This window comes from Microbacterium lacus (genome assembly GCF_002812805.1).
Taxonomy (GTDB): Bacteria; Actinomycetota; Actinomycetes; order Actinomycetales; family Microbacteriaceae; genus Microbacterium; species Microbacterium lacus_A.
Genome location: NZ_NMUM01000030.1, coordinates 36,886 through 59,901, shown reverse-complemented (window position 1 = coordinate 59,901; position 23,016 = coordinate 36,886). Strand labels below are relative to the sequence as shown.

General features: G+C 67.1%; 23 protein-coding genes. 19 read left to right on the top strand and 4 right to left on the bottom strand.

The window, feature by feature from the left end:
* The first annotated feature begins 1 nt into the window (after position 1).
* From thrC to CGU34_RS10265, 6 genes are all read left to right on the top strand, one after another.
* Positions 2–1,087, top strand: a complete 1,086-nt coding sequence (thrC, locus tag CGU34_RS10290; RefSeq protein ID WP_036298838.1) for a threonine synthase — start codon at positions 2–4, stop codon at positions 1,085–1,087.
* A 13-nt stretch (positions 1,088–1,100) separates the two neighbouring features.
* Positions 1,101–2,087: a homoserine kinase gene (thrB, locus tag CGU34_RS10285; protein ID WP_036298836.1), complete on the top strand. Its 987-nt coding sequence runs from the start codon at positions 1,101–1,103 to the stop codon at positions 2,085–2,087.
* Between the two features lie 134 nt (positions 2,088–2,221).
* Positions 2,222–4,522 carry a transcription termination factor Rho gene (rho, locus tag CGU34_RS10280; RefSeq protein ID WP_036298845.1) on the top strand — a complete coding sequence of 767 codons (2,301 nt, stop codon included), beginning with the start codon at positions 2,222–2,224 and terminating at the stop codon, positions 4,520–4,522.
* Positions 4,523–4,548: 26 nt separating this feature from the next.
* Positions 4,549–5,622 carry a peptide chain release factor 1 gene (prfA, locus tag CGU34_RS10275; RefSeq protein WP_100814228.1) on the top strand — a complete coding sequence of 358 codons (1,074 nt, stop codon included), beginning with the start codon at positions 4,549–4,551 and terminating at the stop codon, positions 5,620–5,622.
* Positions 5,623–5,801: 179 nt separating this feature from the next.
* Positions 5,802–6,770: an endonuclease domain-containing protein gene (locus CGU34_RS10270; RefSeq protein ID WP_036298828.1), complete on the top strand. Its 969-nt coding sequence runs from the start codon at positions 5,802–5,804 to the stop codon at positions 6,768–6,770.
* A gap of 112 nt (positions 6,771–6,882) precedes the next feature.
* The gene (locus CGU34_RS10265) at positions 6,883–7,290 is read left to right on the top strand and encodes a phage holin family protein (protein ID WP_036298833.1); all 408 of its coding nucleotides are present in this window, start codon (positions 6,883–6,885) and stop codon (positions 7,288–7,290) included.
* A gap of 16 nt (positions 7,291–7,306) precedes the next feature.
* Here CGU34_RS10265 and CGU34_RS10260 read toward each other — a convergent pair whose 3' ends face one another.
* The 4 genes from CGU34_RS10260 to cysK all read right to left on the bottom strand — a co-directional run bounded on the left by CGU34_RS10260 (position 7,307) and on the right by cysK (position 11,311).
* Entirely contained in the window at positions 7,307–8,902 is a 1,596-nt protein-coding gene (locus CGU34_RS10260; protein WP_036298826.1) for a hypothetical protein, read from the bottom strand.
* A complete protein-coding gene (locus CGU34_RS10255; protein WP_100814048.1) occupies positions 8,884–9,627 on the bottom strand; it encodes an ABC transporter ATP-binding protein in 744 nt (247 codons plus the stop codon). Before CGU34_RS10255 ends, CGU34_RS10260 begins: the two co-directional genes overlap by 19 nt.
* A gap of 165 nt (positions 9,628–9,792) precedes the next feature.
* Positions 9,793–10,371, bottom strand: a complete 579-nt coding sequence (gene epsC / locus CGU34_RS10250) for a serine O-acetyltransferase EpsC (RefSeq protein ID WP_198517752.1) — start codon at positions 10,369–10,371, stop codon at positions 9,793–9,795.
* Position 10,372: 1 nt separating this feature from the next.
* Positions 10,373–11,311: a cysteine synthase A gene (gene cysK, locus CGU34_RS10245; protein ID WP_100814047.1), complete on the bottom strand. Its 939-nt coding sequence runs from the start codon at positions 11,309–11,311 to the stop codon at positions 10,373–10,375.
* Between the two features lie 203 nt (positions 11,312–11,514).
* Here cysK and prmC point away from each other — a divergent pair, with 203 nt between their 5' ends.
* From prmC to CGU34_RS10180, 13 genes are all read left to right on the top strand, one after another.
* A complete protein-coding gene (gene prmC, locus CGU34_RS10240) occupies positions 11,515–12,402 on the top strand; it encodes a peptide chain release factor N(5)-glutamine methyltransferase (RefSeq protein WP_100814226.1) in 888 nt (295 codons plus the stop codon).
* Between the two features lie 192 nt (positions 12,403–12,594).
* Complete coding sequence (locus tag CGU34_RS10235; RefSeq protein WP_100814046.1) at positions 12,595–13,287, top strand: L-threonylcarbamoyladenylate synthase; 693 nt, start codon at positions 12,595–12,597, stop codon at positions 13,285–13,287.
* Positions 13,284–14,459, top strand: a complete 1,176-nt coding sequence (locus CGU34_RS10230; RefSeq protein WP_198517751.1) for an MraY family glycosyltransferase — start codon at positions 13,284–13,286, stop codon at positions 14,457–14,459. The genes CGU34_RS10235 and CGU34_RS10230 overlap by 4 nt, the downstream gene beginning before the upstream one ends.
* Entirely contained in the window at positions 14,456–15,025 is a 570-nt protein-coding gene (locus CGU34_RS10225) for a hypothetical protein (RefSeq protein ID WP_100814045.1), read from the top strand. Before CGU34_RS10230 ends, CGU34_RS10225 begins: the two co-directional genes overlap by 4 nt.
* Positions 15,026–15,219: 194 nt before the next feature.
* The gene (gene atpB / locus CGU34_RS10220; RefSeq protein ID WP_198517750.1) at positions 15,220–16,056 is read left to right on the top strand and encodes a F0F1 ATP synthase subunit A; all 837 of its coding nucleotides are present in this window, start codon (positions 15,220–15,222) and stop codon (positions 16,054–16,056) included.
* 43 nt (positions 16,057–16,099) lie between these two features.
* On the top strand, positions 16,100–16,336 hold the full coding sequence (gene atpE, locus CGU34_RS10215; protein ID WP_036294846.1) for a F0F1 ATP synthase subunit C: 237 nt from the start codon (positions 16,100–16,102) through the stop codon (positions 16,334–16,336).
* 29 nt (positions 16,337–16,365) lie between these two features.
* On the top strand, positions 16,366–16,935 hold the full coding sequence (locus tag CGU34_RS10210) for a F0F1 ATP synthase subunit B (protein ID WP_100814044.1): 570 nt from the start codon (positions 16,366–16,368) through the stop codon (positions 16,933–16,935).
* Positions 16,935–17,741 carry a F0F1 ATP synthase subunit delta gene (locus CGU34_RS10205; protein ID WP_100814043.1) on the top strand — a complete coding sequence of 269 codons (807 nt, stop codon included), beginning with the start codon at positions 16,935–16,937 and terminating at the stop codon, positions 17,739–17,741. The genes CGU34_RS10210 and CGU34_RS10205 overlap by 1 nt, the downstream gene beginning before the upstream one ends.
* An 80-nt stretch (positions 17,742–17,821) precedes the next feature.
* Positions 17,822–19,462, top strand: coding sequence for a F0F1 ATP synthase subunit alpha (gene atpA, locus CGU34_RS10200; protein WP_036294857.1), 1,641 nt, complete (start codon positions 17,822–17,824; stop codon positions 19,460–19,462).
* Between the two features lie 20 nt (positions 19,463–19,482).
* Positions 19,483–20,385: a F0F1 ATP synthase subunit gamma gene (locus tag CGU34_RS10195; RefSeq protein ID WP_100814042.1), complete on the top strand. Its 903-nt coding sequence runs from the start codon at positions 19,483–19,485 to the stop codon at positions 20,383–20,385.
* 41 nt (positions 20,386–20,426) lie between these two features.
* Positions 20,427–21,881, top strand: coding sequence for a F0F1 ATP synthase subunit beta (gene atpD, locus CGU34_RS10190; RefSeq protein WP_036294864.1), 1,455 nt, complete (start codon positions 20,427–20,429; stop codon positions 21,879–21,881).
* Between the two features lie 2 nt (positions 21,882–21,883).
* The gene (locus CGU34_RS10185) at positions 21,884–22,144 is read left to right on the top strand and encodes a F0F1 ATP synthase subunit epsilon (RefSeq protein ID WP_036294867.1); all 261 of its coding nucleotides are present in this window, start codon (positions 21,884–21,886) and stop codon (positions 22,142–22,144) included.
* A gap of 90 nt (positions 22,145–22,234) precedes the next feature.
* Positions 22,235–23,002: a YaaA family protein gene (locus CGU34_RS10180; RefSeq protein WP_036294870.1), complete on the top strand. Its 768-nt coding sequence runs from the start codon at positions 22,235–22,237 to the stop codon at positions 23,000–23,002.
* Positions 23,003–23,016 lie beyond the last annotated feature (14 nt).

Below are 23,016 nucleotides of genomic sequence, written 5' to 3'. Positions count from 1 at the left end.
TATGGCACACCTCTGGCGCGGAGTCCTCCGCGAATACGCCGATCGTCTGGGCGTCACTGACGCGTCGACCGTCGTCACCCTGGGTGAAGGCGGCACGCCGCTGCTGCCCGCTCCGGCACTCTCGCGCATGACGGGCACGGATGTCTGGGTCAAGTTCGAGGGCATGAACCCGACGGGATCCTTCAAGGACCGCGGCATGACCGTCGCGCTCTCTCGAGCCGTCGAGCACGGGGCGAAGGCCGTCATCTGCGCGTCGACAGGTAACACCTCGGCCTCGGCTGCGGCCTACGCCGCGCACGCCGGCATCACCGCGGCCGTGCTGGTGCCCGAGGGCAAGATCGCCATGGGCAAGCTCAGCCAGGCCGTCGCGCACAACGGCAAGCTCATCCAGATCCGCGGAAACTTCGACGACTGCCTCGAGATCGCGCGCGAGCTCGCCGACAACTATCCCGTGCACCTGGTCAACTCGGTCAACCCCGACCGCATCGAGGGTCAGAAGACGGCCGCCTACGAGGTCGTCGAGCAGCTCGGCGACGCTCCGGACTTCCACCTCATCCCGGTCGGCAACGCCGGCAACTACACGGCCTACTCGCGCGGCTATCGCGAAGAGGTCGACCGCGGTGTCGCGACGCGCCTGCCCCGCATGTTCGGGTTCCAGGCCGCGGGCAGCGCCCCGCTCGTGCGCGGTGAGGTCGTCCGCCACCCCGAGACCATCGCGAGCGCGATCCGCATCGGCAACCCCGCCTCGTGGGAGCTGGCACTCGAGGCGCGCGAGGCGAGCGACGGATGGTTCGGCGCGATCGACGACGACCGCATCCTCGCAGCCCAGAAGTTGCTCTCGGGCGAGGTCGGCATCTTCGTCGAGCCCGCCTCGGCGATCAGCGTCGCGGGTCTGCTCGACCGGGTCGAGGCCGGTGTGATCCCGAAGGGCGCGCGCGTCGTGCTCACGGTCACCGGTCACGGACTCAAGGACCCCCAGTGGGCGCTTCGTCGCGCTGACGGCTCGCAGGTGGAGCCGATCGTGGTCGATGCCGAGACATCCGAAGTCGCTTCCGTGCTCGACCTCGTCGCCGAGCCCGTCGCGTGAGTGGGGCAACCGCGTGAACACAGCCCTTCGGGCTACCGATGCAGCCCCGCGGACCTTCGTGGTGCGTGTTCCCGCGACGAGCGCGAACCTCGGCCCCGGATTCGACACACTCGGGCTGGCGCTGAGCGTCTACGACGAGATCGTGGTGACCGTACTTCCTGAGAACGTGCTGCCCGAGCCCGGCCTCGAGGTCCTCGTCGAGGGCGAGGGCGCGGAAGACGTCGCGCGGGATGCCTCAAATCTGGTGGTCCGCTCGATCCAGTACGCGTTCGACGCGTTCGGGCAGCAGATGCCGGGCCTGCGGCTCGAAGCACACAACACGATCCCGCACGGTCGCGGTATGGGGTCGTCCGGTGCCGCCGTCGTCTCCGGACTCGTCATCGCCCGTTCGCTTCTGGAGGGACGGGTCGACGTTTCTGACGACGACCTGCTCCGGCTCGCCACCGAGCTCGAGGGCCACCCCGACAACGTCGCGCCCGCGCTTTTCGGCGGCCTGACGATCGCGTGGATCGCGCCGGATGGACCGCAGCACAAAAAGCTGCTGGTGCACCGCGGTGTCGCACCCCTGGTGTTCGTCCCGGGCTTCACGATGTCCACGTCCCTTGCTCGCAGCCTGCAGCCGCTGAACGTACCGCGCGAGGATGCGGTCTTCAACGTCTCGCGGTCGGCCCTGCTCATCGCCGCGCTGACCCAGAGCCCCGAGCTGCTGCTCGCCGCGACCGAGGATCGTCTGCACCAGGACTACCGCGCCGAAGCCATGCCCGAGACGCTGCGGATCGTGCGGGCCCTGCGTCTCGCCGGATTCGCCGCGGTCGTCTCGGGGGCGGGTCCGAGCGTCCTCGTCCTTGCGGACGGACCGGGGCGACGCCTCGAGGCGGCCGACGTCGTGGCGCGCGTGGCCGACACCGCGTGGGAGGCCCTCATGCTGGCCGTCGACTTCAAAGGTGCTACAGTGAGGGAACACACGGAGGGTGCCACACAGCCGTTTTCGGCCGCGTGAATCTGGCCTCCGATCGCAATCTGCGAAGCACTGCATGCCCCCCGAATCTTTCTCCATTCTTTCGGCGTGGGCGGGTGTCCGCCGCGGCGACATCGCATGCAGTCGTGTTCATTCACACGTGCAAGGGAGTACTCGTGGAGTCAATCTCCGAGATCCAGACCGGCGCCACCCCCATTCAGGGTGAGCAGACCGGTGACACCGCGCCCGAGGGCGCACAGACCACTGAGGCAGCGCCTCAGGACGCCGCGACCCAGGACGCCGCGCCCCAGGACGCAGCTCCTCAGGACGCAGCGCCTCAGGATGGCGCGCCCGCCGAGGCGGCGCCCGAGCAGGGTTCGGCCGAAGCCGACGCATCCGCTCCGGACGAGGCGCCCACCTCGAAGCGTTCGCGCGCTGCGAAGCCGGCGCGCGTCTCGAACCGTCGGCGCGTGCGCGAACTCGCGGCCGATTTCGGTGTGGACGCCAAGCGCGTCATCGCCGTGGCCGCAGAGCTCGGCCACACGCTGAAGACCTCGCAGTCGGCACTGGACGCCGACGTCGAGGCGCAGGTTTCTGCGGCCCTCACGGCCGCCGCGCTGTCGACGACGGATGCCTCGGCCCCCGTTGCCGACGCGCCCGAGGCCACCGCAACCCCGTCGACCGACGAGGCTCCGGCGGTCGCGCCGTCGGCCGATTCCGCAGCCGCGGGATCGGATGCCGAGGGTGCCGAGGCATCCGCGTCGTCCACCGAGAGCGCCCAGAACGACACCGCTCAGAACGACGGCGGCCAGAACGACGGTGGCCAGACCGATGGCGGCCAGAACGATGCCGACGGTGGCGAGCAGACGGGCAGCCGTCGGAGCCGTAACCGCAACCGCAATCGCAGCCGCGGTGGCCGTGACGCACAGGATGGCCAGGACGGCACCGCCGCTTCGGGCGACCAGGGTGGCCAGCAGAACCAGGGCAACCCGAACCAGAACCAGGGCCGTCAGGCCAAGGGCGACCAGAACCAGGGCGGTCAGAACAGCGCCCAGGGCAACCAGAACCAGGGCGGCCAGAATGCCCAGGGCAACCAGAACCAGCGCGGCCAGAATGCCCAGGGCAACCAGAACCAGGGCAACCAGAACCAGCGTGGTCAGAACGCGCAGGCCCAGAACAACGGCCCCGTGGACGACGACGACAACGGCCAGGGCGGTCGTGGCCGCGGCCGCGGTCGCACCAAGCGTTCACCCGGCACGCCCATGGACGAGTTCGAGACCGAGATCGGCGACGATGACGTTCTCATCCCGATCGCCGGCATCCTCGACGTCCTCGACAACTACGCGTTCGTGCGCACGTCCGGCTACCTGCCCGGCCCGAGCGACGTCTACGTCTCGCTCGGCCAGGTCAAGAAGTACAACCTGCGCAAGGGTGACGCGGTCGTCGGTGCGATCAAGCAGCCCCGCGAGGGCGAGCACCAGGGGCGTCAGAAGTACAACGCCCTCGTCAAGGTCGACGCGATCAACGGCCTGTCGGTCGAAGACGCCGCGACCCGTGTCGAATTCGGCAAGCTCACGCCGCTCTACCCGCAGGACCGCCTGCGTCTCGAGACGGCACCCGAGAAGCTGACGCAGCGGATCATCGATCTCGTCGCGCCCATCGGCAAGGGTCAGCGCGGTCTCATCGTCGCGCCCCCCAAGGCGGGCAAGACGATCGTGCTGCAGCAGATCGCCAACGCGATCGCGACGAACAACCCCGAGGTTCACCTCATGGTCGTTCTCGTCGACGAGCGTCCGGAAGAGGTCACCGACATGCAGCGGACGGTTCGCGGCGAGGTCATCGCCTCGACGTTCGACCGCCCCGCCGAAGACCACACGACGGTTGCCGAACTCGCCATCGAGCGCGCCAAACGTCTCGTCGAGCTCGGTCACGACGTCGTCGTGCTGCTCGACTCGATCACGCGTCTCGGCCGTGCCTACAACATCTCGGCGCCGACCTCGGGTCGCGTGCTGAGCGGTGGCGTGGATGCTTCGGCTCTGTATCCGCCCAAGCGCTTCTTCGGCGCCGCGCGCAACATCGAGAACGGCGGATCGCTCACGATCCTCGCGACCGCGCTCGTCGAGACCGGGTCCAAGATGGACGAGGTCATCTTCGAAGAGTTCAAGGGAACGGGCAACAGCGAACTGCGCCTGAGCCGTCAGCTCGCCGACAAGCGCATCTTCCCGGCGGTCGATGTGAACGCATCCTCCACGCGTCGTGAAGAGATGCTGCTCTCGGCCGACGAGGTCAAGATCACGTGGAAGCTGCGTCGTGCGCTCGCGGGTCTCGACCCGCAGCAGGCCCTCGAGGTCGTGCTCGGCAAGCTGAAAGAGACGCAGTCGAACGTCGAGTTCCTCGTGCAGATGCAGAAGTCGATCCCGGCACCCACGCAGGGCGCGCACGGCAGCAGCCACGGGCACGACAACAACATCCGCTGATCGGGTCCGCCGTGGCCGACCCCGGGATTTTCGACTCCGTTCGCGGACTGATCGACGAGCACCGGCGGGTGCAGGAGGAACTCTCCGACCCCGCCGTGCACGCCGATGCTGGCCGTGCGAAACGCGTCAACCGACGCTACGCCGAGCTGAGCCGGATCGTGGCCGCGTACGACGCGTGGACCGCGGCGACCGATGATCTCGCGGCCGCGCGTGAACTCGCGCGCGAGGATTCAGCCTTCGCCGAAGAGGTGCCCGGGCTCGAGGAGCGCGTCGAGGCGACGCAGGAACGCTTGCGGCGGTTGCTGATTCCGCGCGACCCCGACGACGCACGCGACGTGATCATGGAGATCAAGGGCGGTGAGGGCGGCGCGGAGAGCGCGCTCTTCGCGGCGGATCTGCTGCGGATGTACATCCAGTACGCCGCTTCGAAGGGCTGGAAGACCGAGCTGCTCGAGCGCACCGAGTCCGACCTCGGCGGGTACAAGGACGTCCAGGTCGCGATCAAGGGATCGTCGGCCGACCCCGCCCAGGGCGTCTGGGCACACCTGAAATACGAGGGTGGTGTGCACCGCGTGCAGCGCGTGCCGGCGACCGAGTCCCAGGGTCGCATCCACACGTCGACGACCGGCGTGCTGGTGTTCCCCGAGGTGGATGAGCCCGACGAGGTCGAGATCAACCAGAACGACCTCAAGATCGACGTGTTCCGCTCGTCTGGTCCCGGCGGTCAGTCCGTCAACACAACCGACTCCGCGGTCCGCATCACGCACCTGCCTACGGGCATCGTGGTGTCGATGCAGAACGAGAAGTCGCAGCTGCAGAACCGCGAGGCCGGCATGCGCGTTCTTCGCGCCCGGATCCTCGCGCGGCAGCAGGAAGAGATCGCGGCCGCGGCATCCGATGCCCGCAAGTCGCAGATCCGCGGGATGGATCGCTCCGAGCGCATCCGTACCTACAACTTTCCCGAGAACCGCATCGCGGATCACCGGACGGGCTACAAGGCCTACAACCTCGACCAGGTCATGGACGGCGCCCTCGGCCCCGTCATCGACTCCTGCATCGCGGCGGACGAGGAAGAGCGCCTGGCCTCTCTCGGCACCTGACGCTAGCCCCTTCCCACCTCGCTCCGCTGTCGCAAATCGACCGTGATGCGCCGCGTGAAGGTCGATGTTCGACAGCGGAGCGGCGTCTTGCGTCCTCCACCGGGGCCCTTGGGTCCCGGGACTCCACCGTCGCGGTGTTGACGGCGCTGCGGATGCTGCCCGGGCGACAGAGTGACTCGATGCCCCGCATCCCGCTCCCCGACGACCTGCCGCTTGCTTTCCGCACCGCCGACGCTCGTGCAAACGGAATCGGAGAAGGCAGGCTGCGCGGGTCCGACCTCCGGCGCCCGTTCCACGGTGTGCGCTCGCGCCGGGAACTCAGACTCCCGGACGTCGTAACCGAAGGCGAGCTCCATCGGGCGCGAATTGTCCGCGCGATGTCCGAATATGCGGAGCGGATGACGTCCGATGAGTTCTTCAGCCACGGCAGCGCTGCGATCCTGTGGGGCGCGGCGGTGCCATTCGGGGCCACCGAGGAACTGCACGTCGGCGTTCTGCACCCTCACCGGCTGCCTCGAGCCAGGGGTGTACGCGGTCATCAGGCGCGGAGCACCCAGACACGCGTCGTCGTGCACCCCGATACGGGGCTGCGCGTCGCAAGCCCTGCCACAACCTGGGCGATGCTTGGTGCTGTGTTGCGGCATCCGTACGACCTCGTCGCCGCGGGTGACTCCTTCATCCGTGTGCAGCGGATGCCGGGGCCTTGGGTACGCGAGATGCCACCGCCCCTGGCGAGCCGACATCAACTCGAGCAGGCTGTGCGAGCCGGGCGTCGGGTGGGCGGACCGGCGTTACGCGCGGCCCTTCCTCTCCTCAGAACAGGTGCTGCGTCTCGGCCCGAGTCATGGACACGTCTCACGATCTGCGACGCGGGGTTACCAGAGCCGGTCCTCGACTACGACGCCTATGACAAGAACGGATTGTTTATCGGATGCGTCGACCTGGCCTATCCCGAATTGAAGATCGCGATCGAGTATGAGGGGGATCACCACCGCACCGACGTGGCGACGTGGAACCGGGACCTCGCCAAGCACGATGCCCTCCAGGCCGCGGGCTGGCGTGTGATCCGCGTGAGCCGAACCATGCTGTTCGCGCAGCCGACCGAACTCATCACCCGCGTATGCGCGGCGCTGGCCCAGCGTTCCTAAGGTGCTCCGCTGTCGTATATCGACCTCGGGCGGCCCGGTAAACGTCGATATGCGACAGCGGAGCACCGGACGGCAGCGGATGGCGGTGGCCCGGGCGCGATATGGTCACCACGTGATCGCTTTCGTCATCCGCAGCCTCATCTTCGTTCTGTCCGCAGCTCTCGGGCTGCTCGTCGCCGACTGGCTGCTGCCGGGTTTTCAGATCCAGTGGAACGAGTGGTGGGGATTCGTGATCTGCGTGCTGATCTTCGCGGTGCTGCAGAGCGTGCTCGCGCCCTGGATCGCCAAGATGGCCCGCCGCTATGCGCCCGCGCTGCTCGGCGGCATCGGTATCGTTTCGACGTTCGTGGCGCTGCTCGTCGTCGTGCTGTTGCCGATCGGAGGCCTGCGCATCACGGATGCTGTCGCGTGGGTTCTAGGCCCCGTCATCGTGTGGCTGATCACGGCCCTTGCGACCATGTTCCTGCCCATGATCTTCCTCAAGAAGAAGATCGTAGAGGCCCGCGAGTCCCGCCCCTGAGGTCGCTCTTCGGGATCTAGCTGCCGGCGGTCGCCCGCACGCGCTGCAGCAGGCTCGGCGCCGTGCGGTCGAAGACCCGACCGCCGATCCCCACGCCGAGGACGAAGAACACAACGCCGAGCACCACGCCGACGGCCAGGGCGAGCCAGCTGAAGAGCACATCACCCGTCACGGCGGCCATGATCGCCAGGATGATCTCGGGCGATGCGAGCACCGCGGCGAGAATCCAGACGGCCAGGAAGCCGAGGAAGATCGAGAACGTCGCTCCGGGCACGCGCTTGAAGGGATTGTCGCCCGCCGCGGGCACGGGCACGAGCAGGTAGGCCGAACTCACCGCACACACGCCGTATGCCGTCAGCAGCATGCCGATCGCCGAACCGATGATCGCGGGCGCCAAATGCCAATCGCCGGTGATCGCGAGTGTGACCACAGCGGTGAGGATCACCAGCGGAAGCCCGACGGTCGCGGCCGCGAGCATCCGGCCGAGACGGTCCTGACGACCGCGAACACCCGTCGCGACGATCGTGCCGAAGGCGCTGCCGTCGTAGGACACATCCGCATACGGCACGATCCCGAGGACGAAGGCGACGAAGGTGGCGCTGAATGCGATGAAGGTGTTCGTCGCATCGCCTCGAGCCCAGAACATCACGAGCACGGGCACGAGCGGAACGGTGATGAGCTGACGGAGGTAGCGCGGATCGTGGATCCAGTAGGTCAGCGAGCGTGCCCAGCTCGCGCCGGTGCCGCCGGTGGGCAAGCGGCCGAACCATCCGATCTTTCCGGCGGCGACCTTGCGGCCGCCCCGAGCGGGGGGCGCGATGAGGGACGCCGAGAGGGTCCGGTGCCAGATGAACCACAACAGCGCGACGGTCGCGAGCGCGATGAGCAGCTTAGCGCCGGCGACGAGAGGCGCCCCGGATGCGAGATCGCCCGGTGCCGACCACGCGGCCGCGAGAGGTGTCCAGGACACGGTCTCGAGCACACCCGTCAGGGCGGTCACGTCGTTGGAGGGGCCGCTCGCTGCCCGCACAAGCGACGTGATTCCGGCGATGATCGGACCCGCGAGGATGAGCACGATGAACGCCAGCATCCACACGATTTCGCGGATTCGCCGGCCACCCGTCAATCCGGCCGCGATCGAGGCGAAGGTCCGTGAGACGACAACGCAGATCAGGATGCCGAGCGGCACGCAGACGACCGCCGCCGCAAGCGCAATCGGCCACCGCCACCAGGCGACGAGACTCGCAAGACCGCCCAGAATCGTTGCTAGACCGGGAATTCCGGTCGCACCGGCAGCGGTCAGCGCGACCATCATCCGGGTTGTCGTCAGGGGGAACGTCGCGAGACGCGACGGGTCGAGCGTCGTGTCGATACCGGCCGCGAAGACCGGTGCGAGGACCCAGCCGAGCGTCAGGAGGCTCCCGCCCGCGATGAGGACGAGCCGCGTCACCTCCAGGCCGAGGGTGCCGACGAAGAACAGACCGAGCGCGATGAGCGCGACGGCGCCGACGGCCCACAGGGCGCCGAAGATGAATCCGACGAGCTGCCATGGCTGTCGGGAGAGCGTATTGCCGAGGACGCGGAACCGGATCCTCAGGAGAGTCGCAACCACTCGGGCCCCTCCGTGTGGTGACGGCCGCCGACGAGCTCGACGAATCGGTCCTGCAGTGTCGCGTCGCCGCGCACCTCGGCGACCGTACCTGCAGCGAGCACGCGACCTGCCGCGATGACGGCGACGTGGTCGCACATGCGCTGCACGAGGTCCATCGAGTGGCTCGACACGATCACCGTTCCGCCGCCCCTCGTGTAGTCGCGCAAGATGTCCTCGATGTTCGCGGCCGAGACGGGGTCGACCGACTCGAACGGTTCGTCGAGGACGAGGATGCGGGGGGCGTGCACGAGAGCGCAGGCCAGGGCGATCTTCTTCGTCATACCCGCCGAGTAGTCGACGACAGGGGTGCCGGCGGCCGCCGTGAGGTCCATGATGCGGAGGAGGTCCGCCGTGCGAGCCGCGACATCCGCATGCGAAAGCCCGAACATCATGCCGGTGTAGGTCACGAGTTGCTCGCCGGTGAGTCGGTCGAACAGGCGCACGCCGTCGGCGAGGTTGCCGATCATGGCCTTCGCGCGGACCGGCTCCGCCCAGACATCGACGCCGTGGATGAATGCGCGGCCGGCGTCCGGACGCAGCAGTCCGGTGGCCATCGACAGCGTGGTGGTCTTGCCGGCCCCATTCGGACCGACCAGCCCGTAGAACGATCCCTCGGGTACCGCTAGGTCGAGTTGGTCGACCGCGATCTTCTCACCGAAGCGCTTCACGAGACCGTTCAGCTGCATGGCGAGAGCGGGGGAAACGGATTGTGGGCGCGGCGGGGCTGCGGCAGGAGTCGGCGAGGTCACCGTTTCACGCTATCGGGCCCTCCGCGAACTGGTATATCACCGTGCGTGTGTCGCACAGGTGCGTCGCGCGGGTCGATCGCTCGTCGTGCTCGCCCCGCTGCGTCAGATCGAGTACTCGGGGGCGGTCAGGAGCGCCCGGGTGTCCTCGCCTGGACGGCGGGCGCGGGCCTTGGCGGGAATGCCGACCAGTACCGAGTTCGCGGGCGCATCGCGGGTCACGACGGCATTCGCACCGACGGCCGAGTCGCCGCCGATCACGACGGGCCCGAGGATCTTCGCTCCCGCCCCGACGACCACGCGGTCGCCGAGAGTGGGGTGGCGCTTGCCGCCCTCACGCTGACGGCCGCCGAGCGTGACACCGTGATAGAGCATGACGTCATCGCCGGTTTCGACGGTCTCGCCGATCACGACGCCCATGCCGTGGTCGATGAAGAAGCGACGTCCGAGGCGCGCGCCGGGGTGGATCTCTATGCCGGTCAGCCAGCGGGTCACCTGCGACAGCGAACGTGCCAAGAACTTCGCACCCCGCACCCACAGGCGGTGATGGATACGGTAGGCCCAGACGGCATGCAGCCCCGGGTACAGCAGCGCGATCTCGAGGTCCCCGCGCGCGGCGGGGTCTCGCAGGCGGGCGGCTGCGACATCCTCTCGGATCGTCAGCCAAGCGGAACGAAGGCCCACGTCACTCCTCGCGCAGGTGCTCGTACAGAGCGGTGGAGAGGTAGCGCTCGCCCGCGGACGGGACGATGACGACGATGTTCTTGCCCGCGGCCTCGGGGCGCGCGGCGATCTGCAGCGCGGCCCAGATGGCGGCACCGCTCGACATTCCGACGAGGATGCCCTCGTCCGTCGCGACCGTGCGCGCGACCTCGAGGGTGTCCTCGAACGAGACGTCGATGACCTCGTCGATGACGTCACGGTCGAGGATCTCGGGCACGAAGTTCGGCCCGATGCCCTGGATCTTGTGGGGACCGGGGTGGCCCTTGGTGAGGATGGGGGAGTCGGCGGGCTCGACGGCCACGATCTGGACTCCCGGCACGCGCTCCTTGAGCACCTGGCCGACGCCGGTGATGGTGCCGCCCGTGCCGATGCCGGCCACGAAGTATCCGATGTCGCCGTCCGTGTCGCGGAGGATCTCTTCGGCGGTGGTCTTGCGGTGAATCGCCGGGTTCGCCTCGTTCTCGAACTGGCGGGCCCAGATCGCGCCCGGTGTGTCGGAGACGATCTGCTTGGCGATGTTGACGGCCTCGGACATCCCCTTTGTGGGGTCCGTGAGGACCAGCTCGGCGCCGAACGCCTTCAGCAGGGTGCGGCGCTCCTTCGACATCGAGGCGGGCATCGTCAGGATGACCTTGTACCCGCGGGCTGCGCCGACCATGGCGAGGGCGATGCCGGTGTTGCCGCTCGTGGACTCGACGATCGTCCCGCCGGGCTTCAGCTCGCCGGATGCCTCGGCCGCGTCGACGATCGCGATGCCCAGGCGGTCCTTGACGCTCGAGACCGGGTTGTAGAACTCCAGCTTCGCCAGCACGACGCCGCCGAGCCCCTCGGTGACCCGGTTCAACCGGACGAGGGGGGTGTTTCCGAATGCGGACGTGATGTCTGAGTGGATGCCGGCCATGGGCGTGCCTTTCGGGATGTCACGGGATGTCACGGGATGTCGCGGGATGGATCGAAGCTCCGGCGTCGTCGTCGACGCACTCCCACGAGCCTAGGCGAGGCCCATCGGGCCCGGCGCGATTGTGACGAATCCGCGGATCCGCGGCTCGGCCCGGTTGCCCCCGGTAATGCCCGGTCGGGTGCCCCGGTAATGTGGGGGCGCTCATGCCCCCCTCCGTTACGCCCTCTTCGTCGCGCGCGCTCGCACCCCTCCTTCGTGAGGCGGCCGAGCGACTCGCCGCGGCGGGCATCGCCGACCCCGGTGTCGACGTCGAACTGCTCGCGGCGCACGTGCTCGGCACTTCTCGTGGGGGAGTGCAGGCGGCGAGCATCCGTGGCGATGCAATCGAGGACACGGATGCTGCGGCCTTCGAAGCCTTCGTCGAGCGTCGTGCCGCGCGGGTCCCGCTGCAGCACCTCACCGGGCTCGCCCCGTTCCGTCGCCTAGTTCTGCGGGTCGGCCCCGGTGTTTTCGTGCCACGGCCCGAGACCGAGATCGTCGCGCAGTTCGCCATCGATTCGCTCGGGGCGGCGGCAACGCCCTCGCCGATTGCCGTTGATCTCGGCACGGGGAGTGGCGCCCTGGCCCTCGCTCTCGCGACGGAGGTGCCGCACGCGGTGGTCTACGGAGTCGAGAAGTCGCCGGATGCCTTCATCTGGGCGAAGGGCAACGCCGAGTTCGTCGGAGCGACCAACGCGCGCATCGTTCGGGGTGACCTCGACACCGCCCTGACCGAGCTTGATGGCACAGTCGATGTCGTCGTCTCGAACCCCCCGTATGTGCCGGACGACGCGATCCCGCGCGACCCCGAGGTGCGCTTTCACGACCCCGAGGCGGCGCTCTACGGTGGGCCCGACGGCCTCGACGTCGTGCGCCGGGTGAGCCGGGCGGCCCTCCGGCTGGCACATTCCGGTGGCACGGTCGTGATCGAGCACGGCGAGTGGCAGGGCGCGGCGGTGCGCGACATCCTGACGGCGGACGGATGGCGCGCGGCAGCGACGCATCCGGATCTGACGATGCGCGACCGCGCGACGACCGCGCTGCGTCCCTGACCCTCTGACCTCCGCGAGGGTGCCTGTTCTGGCGTGCGAAGGTGCCCGTTCCAACGCCGAAGGTGCCCGTTATGCGGTGTGGGGGTGCCTGGCCGGGCACTCTCGCGCTGAGAACGGGCACTCTCGCGCTGAGAACGGGCACTCTCGCGCTGAGAACGGGCACTCCCGCGCCCGCCGTAGACTTGGCGGGACATGTCCGACATCTTCGACTGCCGCGACGAGGCGCAGCTCCTCGCGGGCCTGCGGCACGCACGACGCTCGATCGCGCGTGGTGAACTCGTGGTGCTGCCGACCGACACGGTCTACGGGGTGGCCGCCGATGCCTTCAGTCCGGCCGCCGTTGCTTCCCTGCTCGCCGCCAAGGGGCGCGGGCGCCAGTCGCCCCCGCCCGTTCTCGTCTCGGGCGCGCCGATGCTCGCGGCCCTCGTGAGCGAGGTACCCGAGCCGATCGAACGGCTGATCGGTGAGTTCTGGCCGGGGGGTCTGACGATCGTGCTGCCCAGCCAGCCGTCGCTCGCGTGGGACCTCGGTGAGACGTACGGCACGGTCGCCGTGCGGATGCCCGACAACCGCGTCACCCTCGATCTCATCCAGGATGCGGGGCCGCTCGCGGTTTCGAGCGCCAACCTCACGGGCCGTCCGGCCGCGACCTCCGTTCTCGAGGCCGAGCGGATGTTGCGCTCGAGCGTCAAGGTCTACCTCGATGACGGACCCTCGAGCACGGGCGTGGCCTCGACCATCATCGATGCGACGGCCCTGGCCCGCCGGGATAAGGATGCCCGGGTGCGCGTCCTTCGCGTGGGCGCCGTCTCGACCGAACGGTTGCGGGAGCTGCTGGGCGACTCGCTCGAATCCGCCGCGTTCGAATCGGGCGCCACCGCGTGAAGCAGTACATCTTCACGATCCTCTTCACGGCGTTTCTGACGCTCGTTCTGTCGTGGGCGGTATGGCAGCTCAGCATGCGCTTCAAGCTGTATCCCGGCATCCGCGAGCGCGACGTCCACAAGACCCCGACGCCTCGGCTCGGCGGGGTCGCGATGTTCTTCGGCATCGTCGCGGCATTCGTCGTGTCGCGTGCCAACGACTTCTTCAACCCGTTCTGGTCCGCTCCGCAGCAGATCTACGCGATCCTCGGCGCGATGCTGCTGATCGTGATCGTGGGTGTCGTCGATGATCTCTGGGACCTCGACTGGCTCATCAAGCTCGGGGCCCAATTCCTCGCTGCCGGCCTGATCGCGGGCGTCGGGGGGCTGCAGATCTATTCGCTGCCCATCGGCGGGATGACGGTCGGCTCGAGCTGGGTGAGTTTCACCCTCACCGTTTTCTCGATCGTCGTCGTGATGAACGCGGTCAACTTCATCGACGGCCTCGACGGGCTCGTGGCGGGTGTCTGCCTGATCGCGAACGGTGTGTTCTTCGTCTACTCCTATCTGTTGCTGCGCGAGTTCGCGACGAACAACTTCTCGCTCGCCACTTTCATCGCCGCCGTGCTCGTGGGCGCGTGCCTGGGCTTCCTGCCCCTGAACTGGAGTCCGGCGAAGCTGTTCATGGGCGACTCGGGTGCTCTGCTGCTCGGTCTGCTGATGGCGACATCGGCGATCGCGATCACGGGTGCCATCCCGCCGGGCGCCCTCGATCCCGAGGACTTCGGCCGCTCGCAGTTGCTCGGTGCCTTCATCCCGATCGTTCTTCCGGTCGTTGTCGTGTTGCTCCCTCTGCTCGACTTCGGGATGGCGGTGCTCCGCCGCCTGCACGCGGGCAAGAGCCCCTTCTCGCCCGACCGCAAGCACCTGCATCACCGCATGCTCGACATGGGGCACAGCGACCGCGATGCCGTGCTGATCTTCTACGCCTGGACGGCGGTCATCAGCTTCGCCGTCCTGCTGATGTTCATCGCCGAACGCAATCAACTGTCCTATTGGATCGGAGTCGTCTTCGCCGTTGTCGGCGCCGCCGCGTGCCTGGTCCTGACGTTCATGCCCTCGCGTCGGCCCCGCCGTGAGGCGGGCTCCCGCGCCCCCGACGAGATTCTGACCCCCGTGGAGGAACTGCCATGACCGACCCGTCCCCGCCGAACGCAGCGAGCCCATCCTCGGGCCGCGTCGTCGCCAGTACCCCGATCCTCGCGACGATTTTGCGCTGGGGCGGATTGCTCACCGCAGCCCTCGCCATCCTCGGGGCGGTCATCGGCTATTTCATCGCGGGAGCGGATGGCTCGTGGAGTGCTCTCGCGGGCGTGCTCACCGCGGCGGTGTTCCTCGGCATCACGGCTGTCAGCATCCTGATCGCCAACCGATGGTTCGGTGACCCCCTCTTCGTCCCCATCTTCTTCGGGATCGTGCTGGGCGGATGGCTGCTCAAGTTCGTCATCTTCATCGTCGTCCTGCTTGTACTGCGCGGGCAGGAATGGATCGTTCCGCCGGTCTTCTTCGTCGGACTGATCGCGGGAATCGTCGCCTCTCTGGCCGTAGACGTGGTCGTCATGCTGCGGATGCGTCTGCCCTACGTGAGTGACGTGAAGATGCCCGATGAGATGACAGCGCTAGGCGATGTCACCGGGCCGGGCGATAACAGCTCCCCTGAAACATCCCGGAGCATCACAAAGCCGCCCGCGGATTCGTGACCTGCTCAGATCCTTGATAGGGTTGGGACGTTCCCCTGGGCCGTGCATCGAACTGAGGTTCGTGACAGACACAGTCGTAACAGACACCGTCGTTAGACGTTTTTTCGGCAGTCTTTTCCGCAGTCTTACCGATACACAGTGACGTGCACCGCCGCGGTTGACTCTGACCATTCCCGTCGCATCGGTACCCTCCGATGCTCCCGAAGCTGGAGCCAGCGCAGTTGACTCAAGCCGCGACTTTGATCGCCACCGCAAGCACTGACGATGGTGGATTCCATCCGCCGTCGATCTGGGAGTTCTTCCCTGACGCCGTCCTTTTCGAGGGAACCTGGTTTGCGCTCACCCGCATCAACCTGATTCAGATCCTCGCGTCCGTCGTCCTGATCGTCGTCTTCCTCATCGGCACACGCCGCATGAAGATCGTCCCCGGCCGCTTCCAGAGTGTTGTCGAAATGGGCCTGGACTTCGTCCGCGTCAACATCGCGCACGATCTGTTGGGGCGCAAGGACGGCAACCGGTTCCTGCCGATCCTGACGACGTTCTTCTTCCTGATCCTGTTCATGAACATCACGGGAATCATCCCGCTGCTCAACATCGCGGGTACCAGCGTCATTGCGATGCCGCTACTGCTCGCGATCGTCGCCTACGTGACGTTCATCTATGCGGGTATCCGGAAGAGCCCGGGTAACTTCTTCAAGAACTCGCTGATGCCGTCGGGCGTGCCTTGGCCGCTCTACATCATCATCATTCCGCTCGAGTTCCTGTCGACCTTCATCATCCGGCCGGTCACGCTCACGCTTCGACTGCTGATGAACATGATCGTCGGTCACCTGATGCTCGTCCTGTTCTTCGCGGCGACGCAGTTCTTCATCTTCTCGCTCGGCGGCTTCTGGTCGCTCCTCGGCGTCGGAACGCTCGCGTTCGGTTTCGCCTTCACTCTCTTCGAAATCCTGGTGGCGTTCCTCCAGGCTTACGTTTTCACCATCCTCACCGCGGTCTATATCCAGCTCGCGGTAGCGGAAGAGCACTGATCGGGTCGGCAACCGCCGCCCCCCACCGAAAGGAAACACACCCGTGGATGCAACTACGGTTCTCGCCCAGGTCACCGGCTCCGTCGCGACCGTCGGCTACGGCCTCGCCGCGATCGGCCCGGCCATCGGCGTGGGCATCGTCGTCGGCAAGACCATCGAGGGCGTCGCACGTCAGCCCGAGTTGGCCGGCCGCCTTCAGGTCCTGATGTTCATCGGTATCGCGTTCACCGAGGCGCTTGCGTTCATCGGTATCGCGACCGGCTTCATCTTCGGCTTCTAAGTCATCAGACCCACACTTAAGGAGACAGGATGCTGAACGCTCTTGTCACTCTCGCCGCTGAAGGCGAGGGCGAGGCGCCCAGCCCGCTCATCCCGGCGATTTACGACATCGTCTGGTCCGCGGTGTGCTTCGTCGTCATCCTGCTGGTGTTCTGGCGCGTCATCCTTCCGCGGATGACGGCGCTGCTCGACGCGCGGTCCGCCGCGATCGAGGGCAACATCGCCAAGGCCGACGAGGCGCAGAAGCAGGCCGAGGCGGCGCTGCAGGAGTACACCGCGCAGCTGGCCGACGCCCGCCGCGAGGCAGGTGAGATCCGCGAAGCCGCCCGTGAGGACGGCAAGCGTATCGTCGCCGAGGCGAAGGAAGCCGCGGCCGCCGAGGCTGCACGTCAAACCGCGACTGCTCACGCGCAGATCGAGGCCGAGCGCCAGGGCGCTCTCGTCTCGCTCCGCTCGGAGGTCGGAACGCTTGCGCTCGACCTCGCCGGCGGTGTCATCGGCGAGTCCCTCTCCGATGACGCGAAGGCGAAGTCTGTGGTCGACCGCTTCCTGGCCGAGCTCGAGGCATCCGAAAAGGCTGCTGCGGGGAAGGCCGAGTAATGGGCAGCGCGACCACTCAGGCGCAGCGCGCGTCGAACGCCGAGCTGTCCGGGGCGAAGGGACTTGATCTCGCCGTGGCGAGTCAGCTCTTCCACTCGGCACGGGTCGTCGGTTCTTCGTCGCACCTGAGCGGTGCGCTGGCCGACCCGTCGGCCTCGACGGCCTCGCGGCAGAAGGTCGTCGAGGATGTCTTCGGCCCCACCTTCGCGCCCGTGACCGTCTCGCTTCTCTCGTTCGCGGTTCAGCAGCGGTGGTCTTCGGCTACCGATCTGATCGCCGGTATCGAAGAGCTCGCGATCCGGGTCGTGGCGATCTCAACGAATTCAGGTTCCGAGGGTTCGACCGATCTCGAGGGCGAGTTGTTCTCGGTCTCGAGGATGGTCACGCAGAACCCCGAGCTCGAGCTCGCGCTCGGCAGCCGCCTCGGCGATGCCACCTCGAAGGGTGCGCTCGTCGACACGCTGCTCGCGGGCCGCGTCAGTGCGGGCACCGCGCTGACCGTCGCATCGATCGTTCAGCAGCCGGGGGAGCGTCGTGTCCGTGAGGCCCTCTCGCGCACCATGCGGATCGTTTCGGACGAGCTGAACCGTACGGTCGCGACCGTCACGACGGCCACTCCGCTCTCGAACGCGCAGGCGGCGCAACTCGTTCGCCTGCTGAGCGCCAAGTACGGCCGCGAGGTTTCGCTCAACACCGTCGTCGACTCGTCCGTCGTAGGAGGCCTGCGCGTGCAGATCGCCGACGACGTGATCGACGCCTCGGTCGCAGCGCGACTTGCGGAGCTCCGCCAGCGTTTGGCGAGCTGACACCCAGGATTCCCGCACCCCGTGCGGAACGCGGAGCGAGAGCCCCGCACCAGACAGCACTCTCAAGACAGAGGAAGACAATGGCAGAACTATCGATCAGCCCCGACGTCATCCGTGACGCGCTGAAGGACTTCGCCGCAGCGTACGAGCCCACGGGCGCCGCCGCGACCGAGGTCGGCACGGTTGTCGACGCCGCGGACGGCATCGCCCACGTCGAGGGCCTGCCCGGCGTCATGGCGAACGAGCTCCTGATTTTCGAGGACGGCACGCAGGGTCTCGCGCAGACGCTCGACGAGCACGAGATCGGTGTCGTCATCCTGGGCGAGTTCTCGGGCATCGAAGCCGGTGGACAGGTCACCCGCACGGGTGAGGTCCTCTCGGTCGCCGTCGGCGACGGCTACCTGGGCCGCGTGGTCGACCCGCTCGGCAACCCGATCGACGGTCTCGGCCCGGTCGCAACCGAGGGGCGTCGTGCTCTTGAGCTCCAGGCCCCCGGCGTCATGCAGCGCAAGTCGGTGCACGAGCCCATGCAGACCGGCATCAAGGCCATCGACGCGATGATCCCGATCGGCCGTGGTCAGCGTCAGCTGATCATCGGCGACCGTCAGACCGGTAAGACGGCCATCGCGATCGACACGATCATCAATCAGAAGGACAACTGGGCGTCGGGCGACGAGAACAAGCAGGTTCGCTGCGTGTACGTCGCCATCGGCCAGAAGGGCTCCACGATCGCCGCCGTCAAGGGCGCGCTCGAGGATGCCGGAGCGATGGAGTACACCACCATCGTCGCCGCGCCCGCGTCCGATCCCGCCGGCTTCAAGTACCTCGCGCCCTACACGGGTTCGGCCATCGGTCAGCACTGGATGTACGGCGGCAAGCACGTCCTGATCATCTTCGATGACCTGTCGAAGCAGGCCGAGGCCTACCGCGCCGTCTCCCTCTTGCTGCGCCGCCCGCCGGGCCGCGAGGCCTACCCGGGTGACGTCTTCTACCTGCACTCCCGTCTGCTGGAGCGTTGTGCGAAGCTCTCCGACGAACTCGGCGCGGGATCGATGACCGGTCTTCCGATCATCGAGACCAAGGCGAACGACGTCTCGGCGTATATCCCGACCAACGTGATCTCGATCACCGACGGCCAGATCTTCCTGCAGTCCGACCTGTTCAACGCCAACCAGCGTCCCGCGGTCGACGTGGGTATCTCTGTTTCGCGTGTCGGTGGTGACGCACAGGTCAAGTCGATCAAGAAGGTCTCGGGAACGCTCAAGCTCGAGCTTGCCCAGTACCGCTCGCTCGAGGCATTCGCGATGTTCGCGAGCGACCTCGACGCGACGTCGCGCCGCCAGCTGGCACGTGGCGCCCGCCTGACGGAGCTGCTGAAGCAGCCGCAGTACTCGCCCTACCCGGTCGAGGACCAGGTCGTCTCGATCTGGGCCGGCACCAACGGCAAGCTCGACACGATCGCCGTCGAGGACGTGCTGCGGTTCGAGAGCGAGTTGCTGGATCACCTGCGACGCAACACCGAAATCCTGACCACGCTCCGCACGACCAACGTGCTGGACGATGACACCCTGGCCGAGCTCGACAAGCAGGTCGACGCCTTCACCCTCGAGTTCCAGGGTGGCAAGGGCCAGAGCATTTCCGCTCCCGGACACGAAGAGGTCGAGGCCGCCGAGGCCGAGGACGTCAACCAGGAGCGCATCGTCAAGGGCCGCCGGGGCTAAGGAGACGCGACAGCGAAACCATGGGCGCACAACTACGGGTCTACAAGCAGAAGATCTCTTCTGCTCAGACGACCAAGAAGATCACCAAGGCGATGGAGCTGATCGCGGCTTCGCGCATTCAGAAGGCGATGGCGCGCGTCAAGGCGTCCTCACCTTTCGCGCGCGCCGTGACGCGGGCCGTCTCGGCGGTCGCGACCCACTCCAACGTCGAACACCCGCTCACGACGGAACGCCCGGCCATCCGCCGGTCGGCCGTCGTCATCTTCACCTCGGACCGCGGGCTCGCGGGAGCGTTCAACTCCCAGATCCTTCGTGAGGGCCTCGAACTCGCTGCCCTCCTGCGTTCGCAGGGCAAGGAAGTCACGTACTTCCTCGTCGGGCGCAAGGCCGTCGGCTACTTCCAGTTCCGCAAGCTCGCGAGCGCGGCGCAGTGGATCGGCGACACCGACACCCCGCAGTTCACGACCGCCGAGAAGATCAGCGCCGAGCTGCTCGATTCGTATCGTCGTGGCGGAGACACGGATGGCGTCGATGAGATCCACCTCGTCTACAACCGCTTCGTCAGCATGATGGTGCAGTCGGCCGAGACCGTTCGTCTGCTGCCCCTCGAGGTTGTCGAGTCGGATGCATCCCAGCCCGACTCGCACGCGGTATACCCGCTGTACGAGTTCGAGCCCGACCCCGAGACGGTTCTCGACGCGCTTCTGCCCGTCTACATCCAGAGCCGCGTCTTCAACGCCCTCCTGCAGTCGTCTGCCGCAAAGCATGCCGCAACGCAGAAGGCGATGAAGTCGGCCAGCGACAACGCCGACAAGCTCATCACGACGTACACACGTCTGCGCAACAACGCGCGCCAGGCAGAAATCACGCAGCAGATCGCCGAGATCGTCGGCGGCGCCGACGCCCTGGCTTCGAGTAAATAAGCATCTCGAGCAAATAAGCCCACACGAAAGAGAAGAAGACCATGACCCCCACCGCCACCGCCGAAACGACGGAGACCGCGGTCGTCGGGCGCGTAGCGCGCGTCAACGGTCCCGTCGTCGACATCGAGTTCCCGCACGACGCGATCCCCGACATCTACAACGCGCTCAAGACCACGATCACGATCGGCGAAGAGTCGACCGAGCTGACGCTCGAGGTCGCTCAGCACCTGGGTGATGACCTCGTGCGCGCCATCGCCCTGAAGCCCACGGACGGCCTCGTCCGCGGCCAGGAGGTGCGCAACACCGGCGGCCCCATCACGGTGCCCGTCGGCGATGTCACCAAGGGCAAGGTGTTCAACGTCATCGGTGAGGTGCTCAACGCCAAGCCGGGCGAGAAGATCGAGATCACCGAGCGCTGGGGTATCCACCGCAAGGCCCCGAACTTCGACCAGCTCGAGTCGAAGACGCAGATGTTCGAGACCGGCATCAAGGTCATCGACCTGCTCACGCCGTACGTTCTGGGTGGAAAGATCGGCCTCTTCGGAGGTGCCGGCGTCGGCAAGACGGTCCTCATCCAGGAGATGATCCAGCGCGTTGCACAGGACCACGGTGGTGTTTCGGTGTTCGCCGGTGTCGGCGAGCGCACCCGTGAGGGCAACGACCTGATCCACGAGATGGAAGAGGCGGGTGTCTTCGAGAAGACGGCCCTCGTCTTCGGCCAGATGGACGAGCCGCCCGGAACGCGTCTGCGCGTCGCCCTGTCGGCGCTGACGATGGCGGAGTACTTCCGTGACGTGCAGAAGCAGGACGTGCTGCTCTTCATCGACAACATCTTCCGCTTCACGCAGGCCGGTTCCGAGGTTTCGACGCTGCTCGGCCGTATGCCGTCTGCCGTGGGATACCAGCCGAACCTCGCCGACGAGATGGGTGTTCTCCAGGAGCGCATCACCTCGACGCGTGGTCACTCGATCACCTCGCTCCAGGCGATCTACGTCCCCGCCGACGACTACACCGACCCGGCGCCCGCGACGACGTTCGCCCACCTCGACGCCACGACCGAGCTCTCGCGCGAGATCGCGTCGAAGGGTCTGTACCCGGCCGTCGACCCGCTGACGTCGACGAGCCGTATCCTCGACCCGCGCTACATCGGTGCCGACCACTACCGTGTGGCGACCGCCGTGAAGCAGATCCTGCAGAAGAACAAGGAACTGCAGGAGATCATCGCGATCCTCGGTGTCGACGAGCTCTCGGAAGAGGACAAGGTCGTCGTGTCGCGTGCACGCCGCATCCAGCAGTTCCTCTCGCAGAACACCTACATGGCGAAGAAGTTCACCGGTGTCGAGGGTTCGACGGTTCCGATCAAGGAGACCATCGAGTCGTTCGACGCGATCGTCAAGGGTGACTTCGACCACGTGGCCGAGCAGGCCTTCTTCAACGTCGGCGGTATCGGCGACGTCGAAGAGCGTTGGGCGCAGATCCAGAAGGAAAACGGCTGAACATGCCCGTCAACGTGAGCCTGGTCTCCGCGGACGCGGAGGTGTGGTCCGGCGAGGCGACGCTGGTCATCGCCAAGACGGTCGAAGGCGAGATCGGTCTGATGGCTGGTCACGAACCGATCCTCGCGATCCTTGCCGAGGGCCAGGTGCGCATCACGCAGCCCGACGGCTCGAAGGTCCTCGCCAGCGCGCAGGACGGATTCCTCTCGATGGAGGGCGACGAGCTCACCATCGTTGCGGGCAACGCGGCGCTGGTCAGCTAATTCCGACGGCATGAAGGCGAGGGGCCCATGGGGCTCCTCGCCTTCGTTCGTTCGTGATCCCTCACCCGCATCCCGCGCTCCGGAGTCTTCGTGCTGATCCTGCTTCCCCCATCCGAGACCAAGAGGCCCGGCGGCACAGGATCCCTCGACCTGAGCGCGCTTGCGCTACCTTCCCTGATGCCCTCACGGCAGAAGGCCATCGACGCTCTTGTCGAGTTATCGAGCGATTCCGCTCTGGCCGCGCGCGTGCTCGGATTGGGTCCGCGCCAACTCGGCGAGATCGAGGTGAATTCCGCGTTGCGGATGGCACCGGTCATGGCCGCCGTCGACCGGTACACCGGCGTCCTCTACGACGCCCTCGCGGCAGGAGAGCTCGGCCCGGCCGCGCGGCGCTGGCTCGGCAGCCACGTCATGATCCACAGCGCTCCGTTCGGCCCCGTCGGTGCGCTCGATCCGATTCCCGCCTACCGTCTGGGCGCGACCGCGTCGATGCCGGCGCTCGGGCCTCTCCGCCGACACTGGGCAGCCGCGGTCACGGCCGCGGTCGAGGCATCCGGCGCTTCGTTCGTCCTGGATCTTCGGTCTGAGGCGTATGTCGCCCTGGGGCCCCTCCCGCCGTCGACGCCGTCGGTTTACCTGCGTGTCGTCACCGCATCGGACGAGGGGGGATCGGTGCGCGCACTCAACCACTTCAACAAGCACGCGAAGGGTGAGCTCACGCGACGTCTTGCACTCGATCGGCCGCGCATCCGAACGGCCGCGGCGTTTGCTCGCTGGGCGAGTGCCGCCGGCATCGATGTGCGCCCCGGAGAGGATCGCGTCTGGTCCCTGGTCGTAGCAAGATCTGGAGTTACCTGAGATTCTCCTGCATG

Coding starts and splice junctions, on each gene's coding strand:
- atpD (WP_036294864.1), top strand. CDS start 20,427: ATGACCCCCACCGCCACCGCCGAAACGACGGAGACCGCGGTCGTCGGG.
- CGU34_RS10210 (WP_100814044.1), top strand. CDS start 16,366: ATGCTGAACGCTCTTGTCACTCTCGCCGCTGAAGGCGAGGGCGAGGCG.
- CGU34_RS10185 (WP_036294867.1), top strand. CDS start 21,884: ATGCCCGTCAACGTGAGCCTGGTCTCCGCGGACGCGGAGGTGTGGTCC.
- CGU34_RS10270 (WP_036298828.1), top strand. CDS start 5,802: ATGCCCCGCATCCCGCTCCCCGACGACCTGCCGCTTGCTTTCCGCACC.
- thrC (WP_036298838.1), top strand. CDS start 2: ATGGCACACCTCTGGCGCGGAGTCCTCCGCGAATACGCCGATCGTCTG.
- CGU34_RS10235 (WP_100814046.1), top strand. CDS start 12,595: ATGTCCGACATCTTCGACTGCCGCGACGAGGCGCAGCTCCTCGCGGGC.
- cysK (WP_100814047.1), bottom strand. CDS start 11,311: ATGGCCGGCATCCACTCAGACATCACGTCCGCATTCGGAAACACCCCC.
- atpA (WP_036294857.1), top strand. CDS start 17,822: ATGGCAGAACTATCGATCAGCCCCGACGTCATCCGTGACGCGCTGAAG.
- atpB (WP_198517750.1), top strand. CDS start 15,220: ATGCTCCCGAAGCTGGAGCCAGCGCAGTTGACTCAAGCCGCGACTTTG.
- CGU34_RS10195 (WP_100814042.1), top strand. CDS start 19,483: ATGGGCGCACAACTACGGGTCTACAAGCAGAAGATCTCTTCTGCTCAG.
- CGU34_RS10205 (WP_100814043.1), top strand. CDS start 16,935: ATGGGCAGCGCGACCACTCAGGCGCAGCGCGCGTCGAACGCCGAGCTG.
- prmC (WP_100814226.1), top strand. CDS start 11,515: ATGCCCCCCTCCGTTACGCCCTCTTCGTCGCGCGCGCTCGCACCCCTC.
- CGU34_RS10255 (WP_100814048.1), bottom strand. CDS start 9,627: ATGCAGCTGAACGGTCTCGTGAAGCGCTTCGGTGAGAAGATCGCGGTC.
- CGU34_RS10225 (WP_100814045.1), top strand. CDS start 14,456: ATGACCGACCCGTCCCCGCCGAACGCAGCGAGCCCATCCTCGGGCCGC.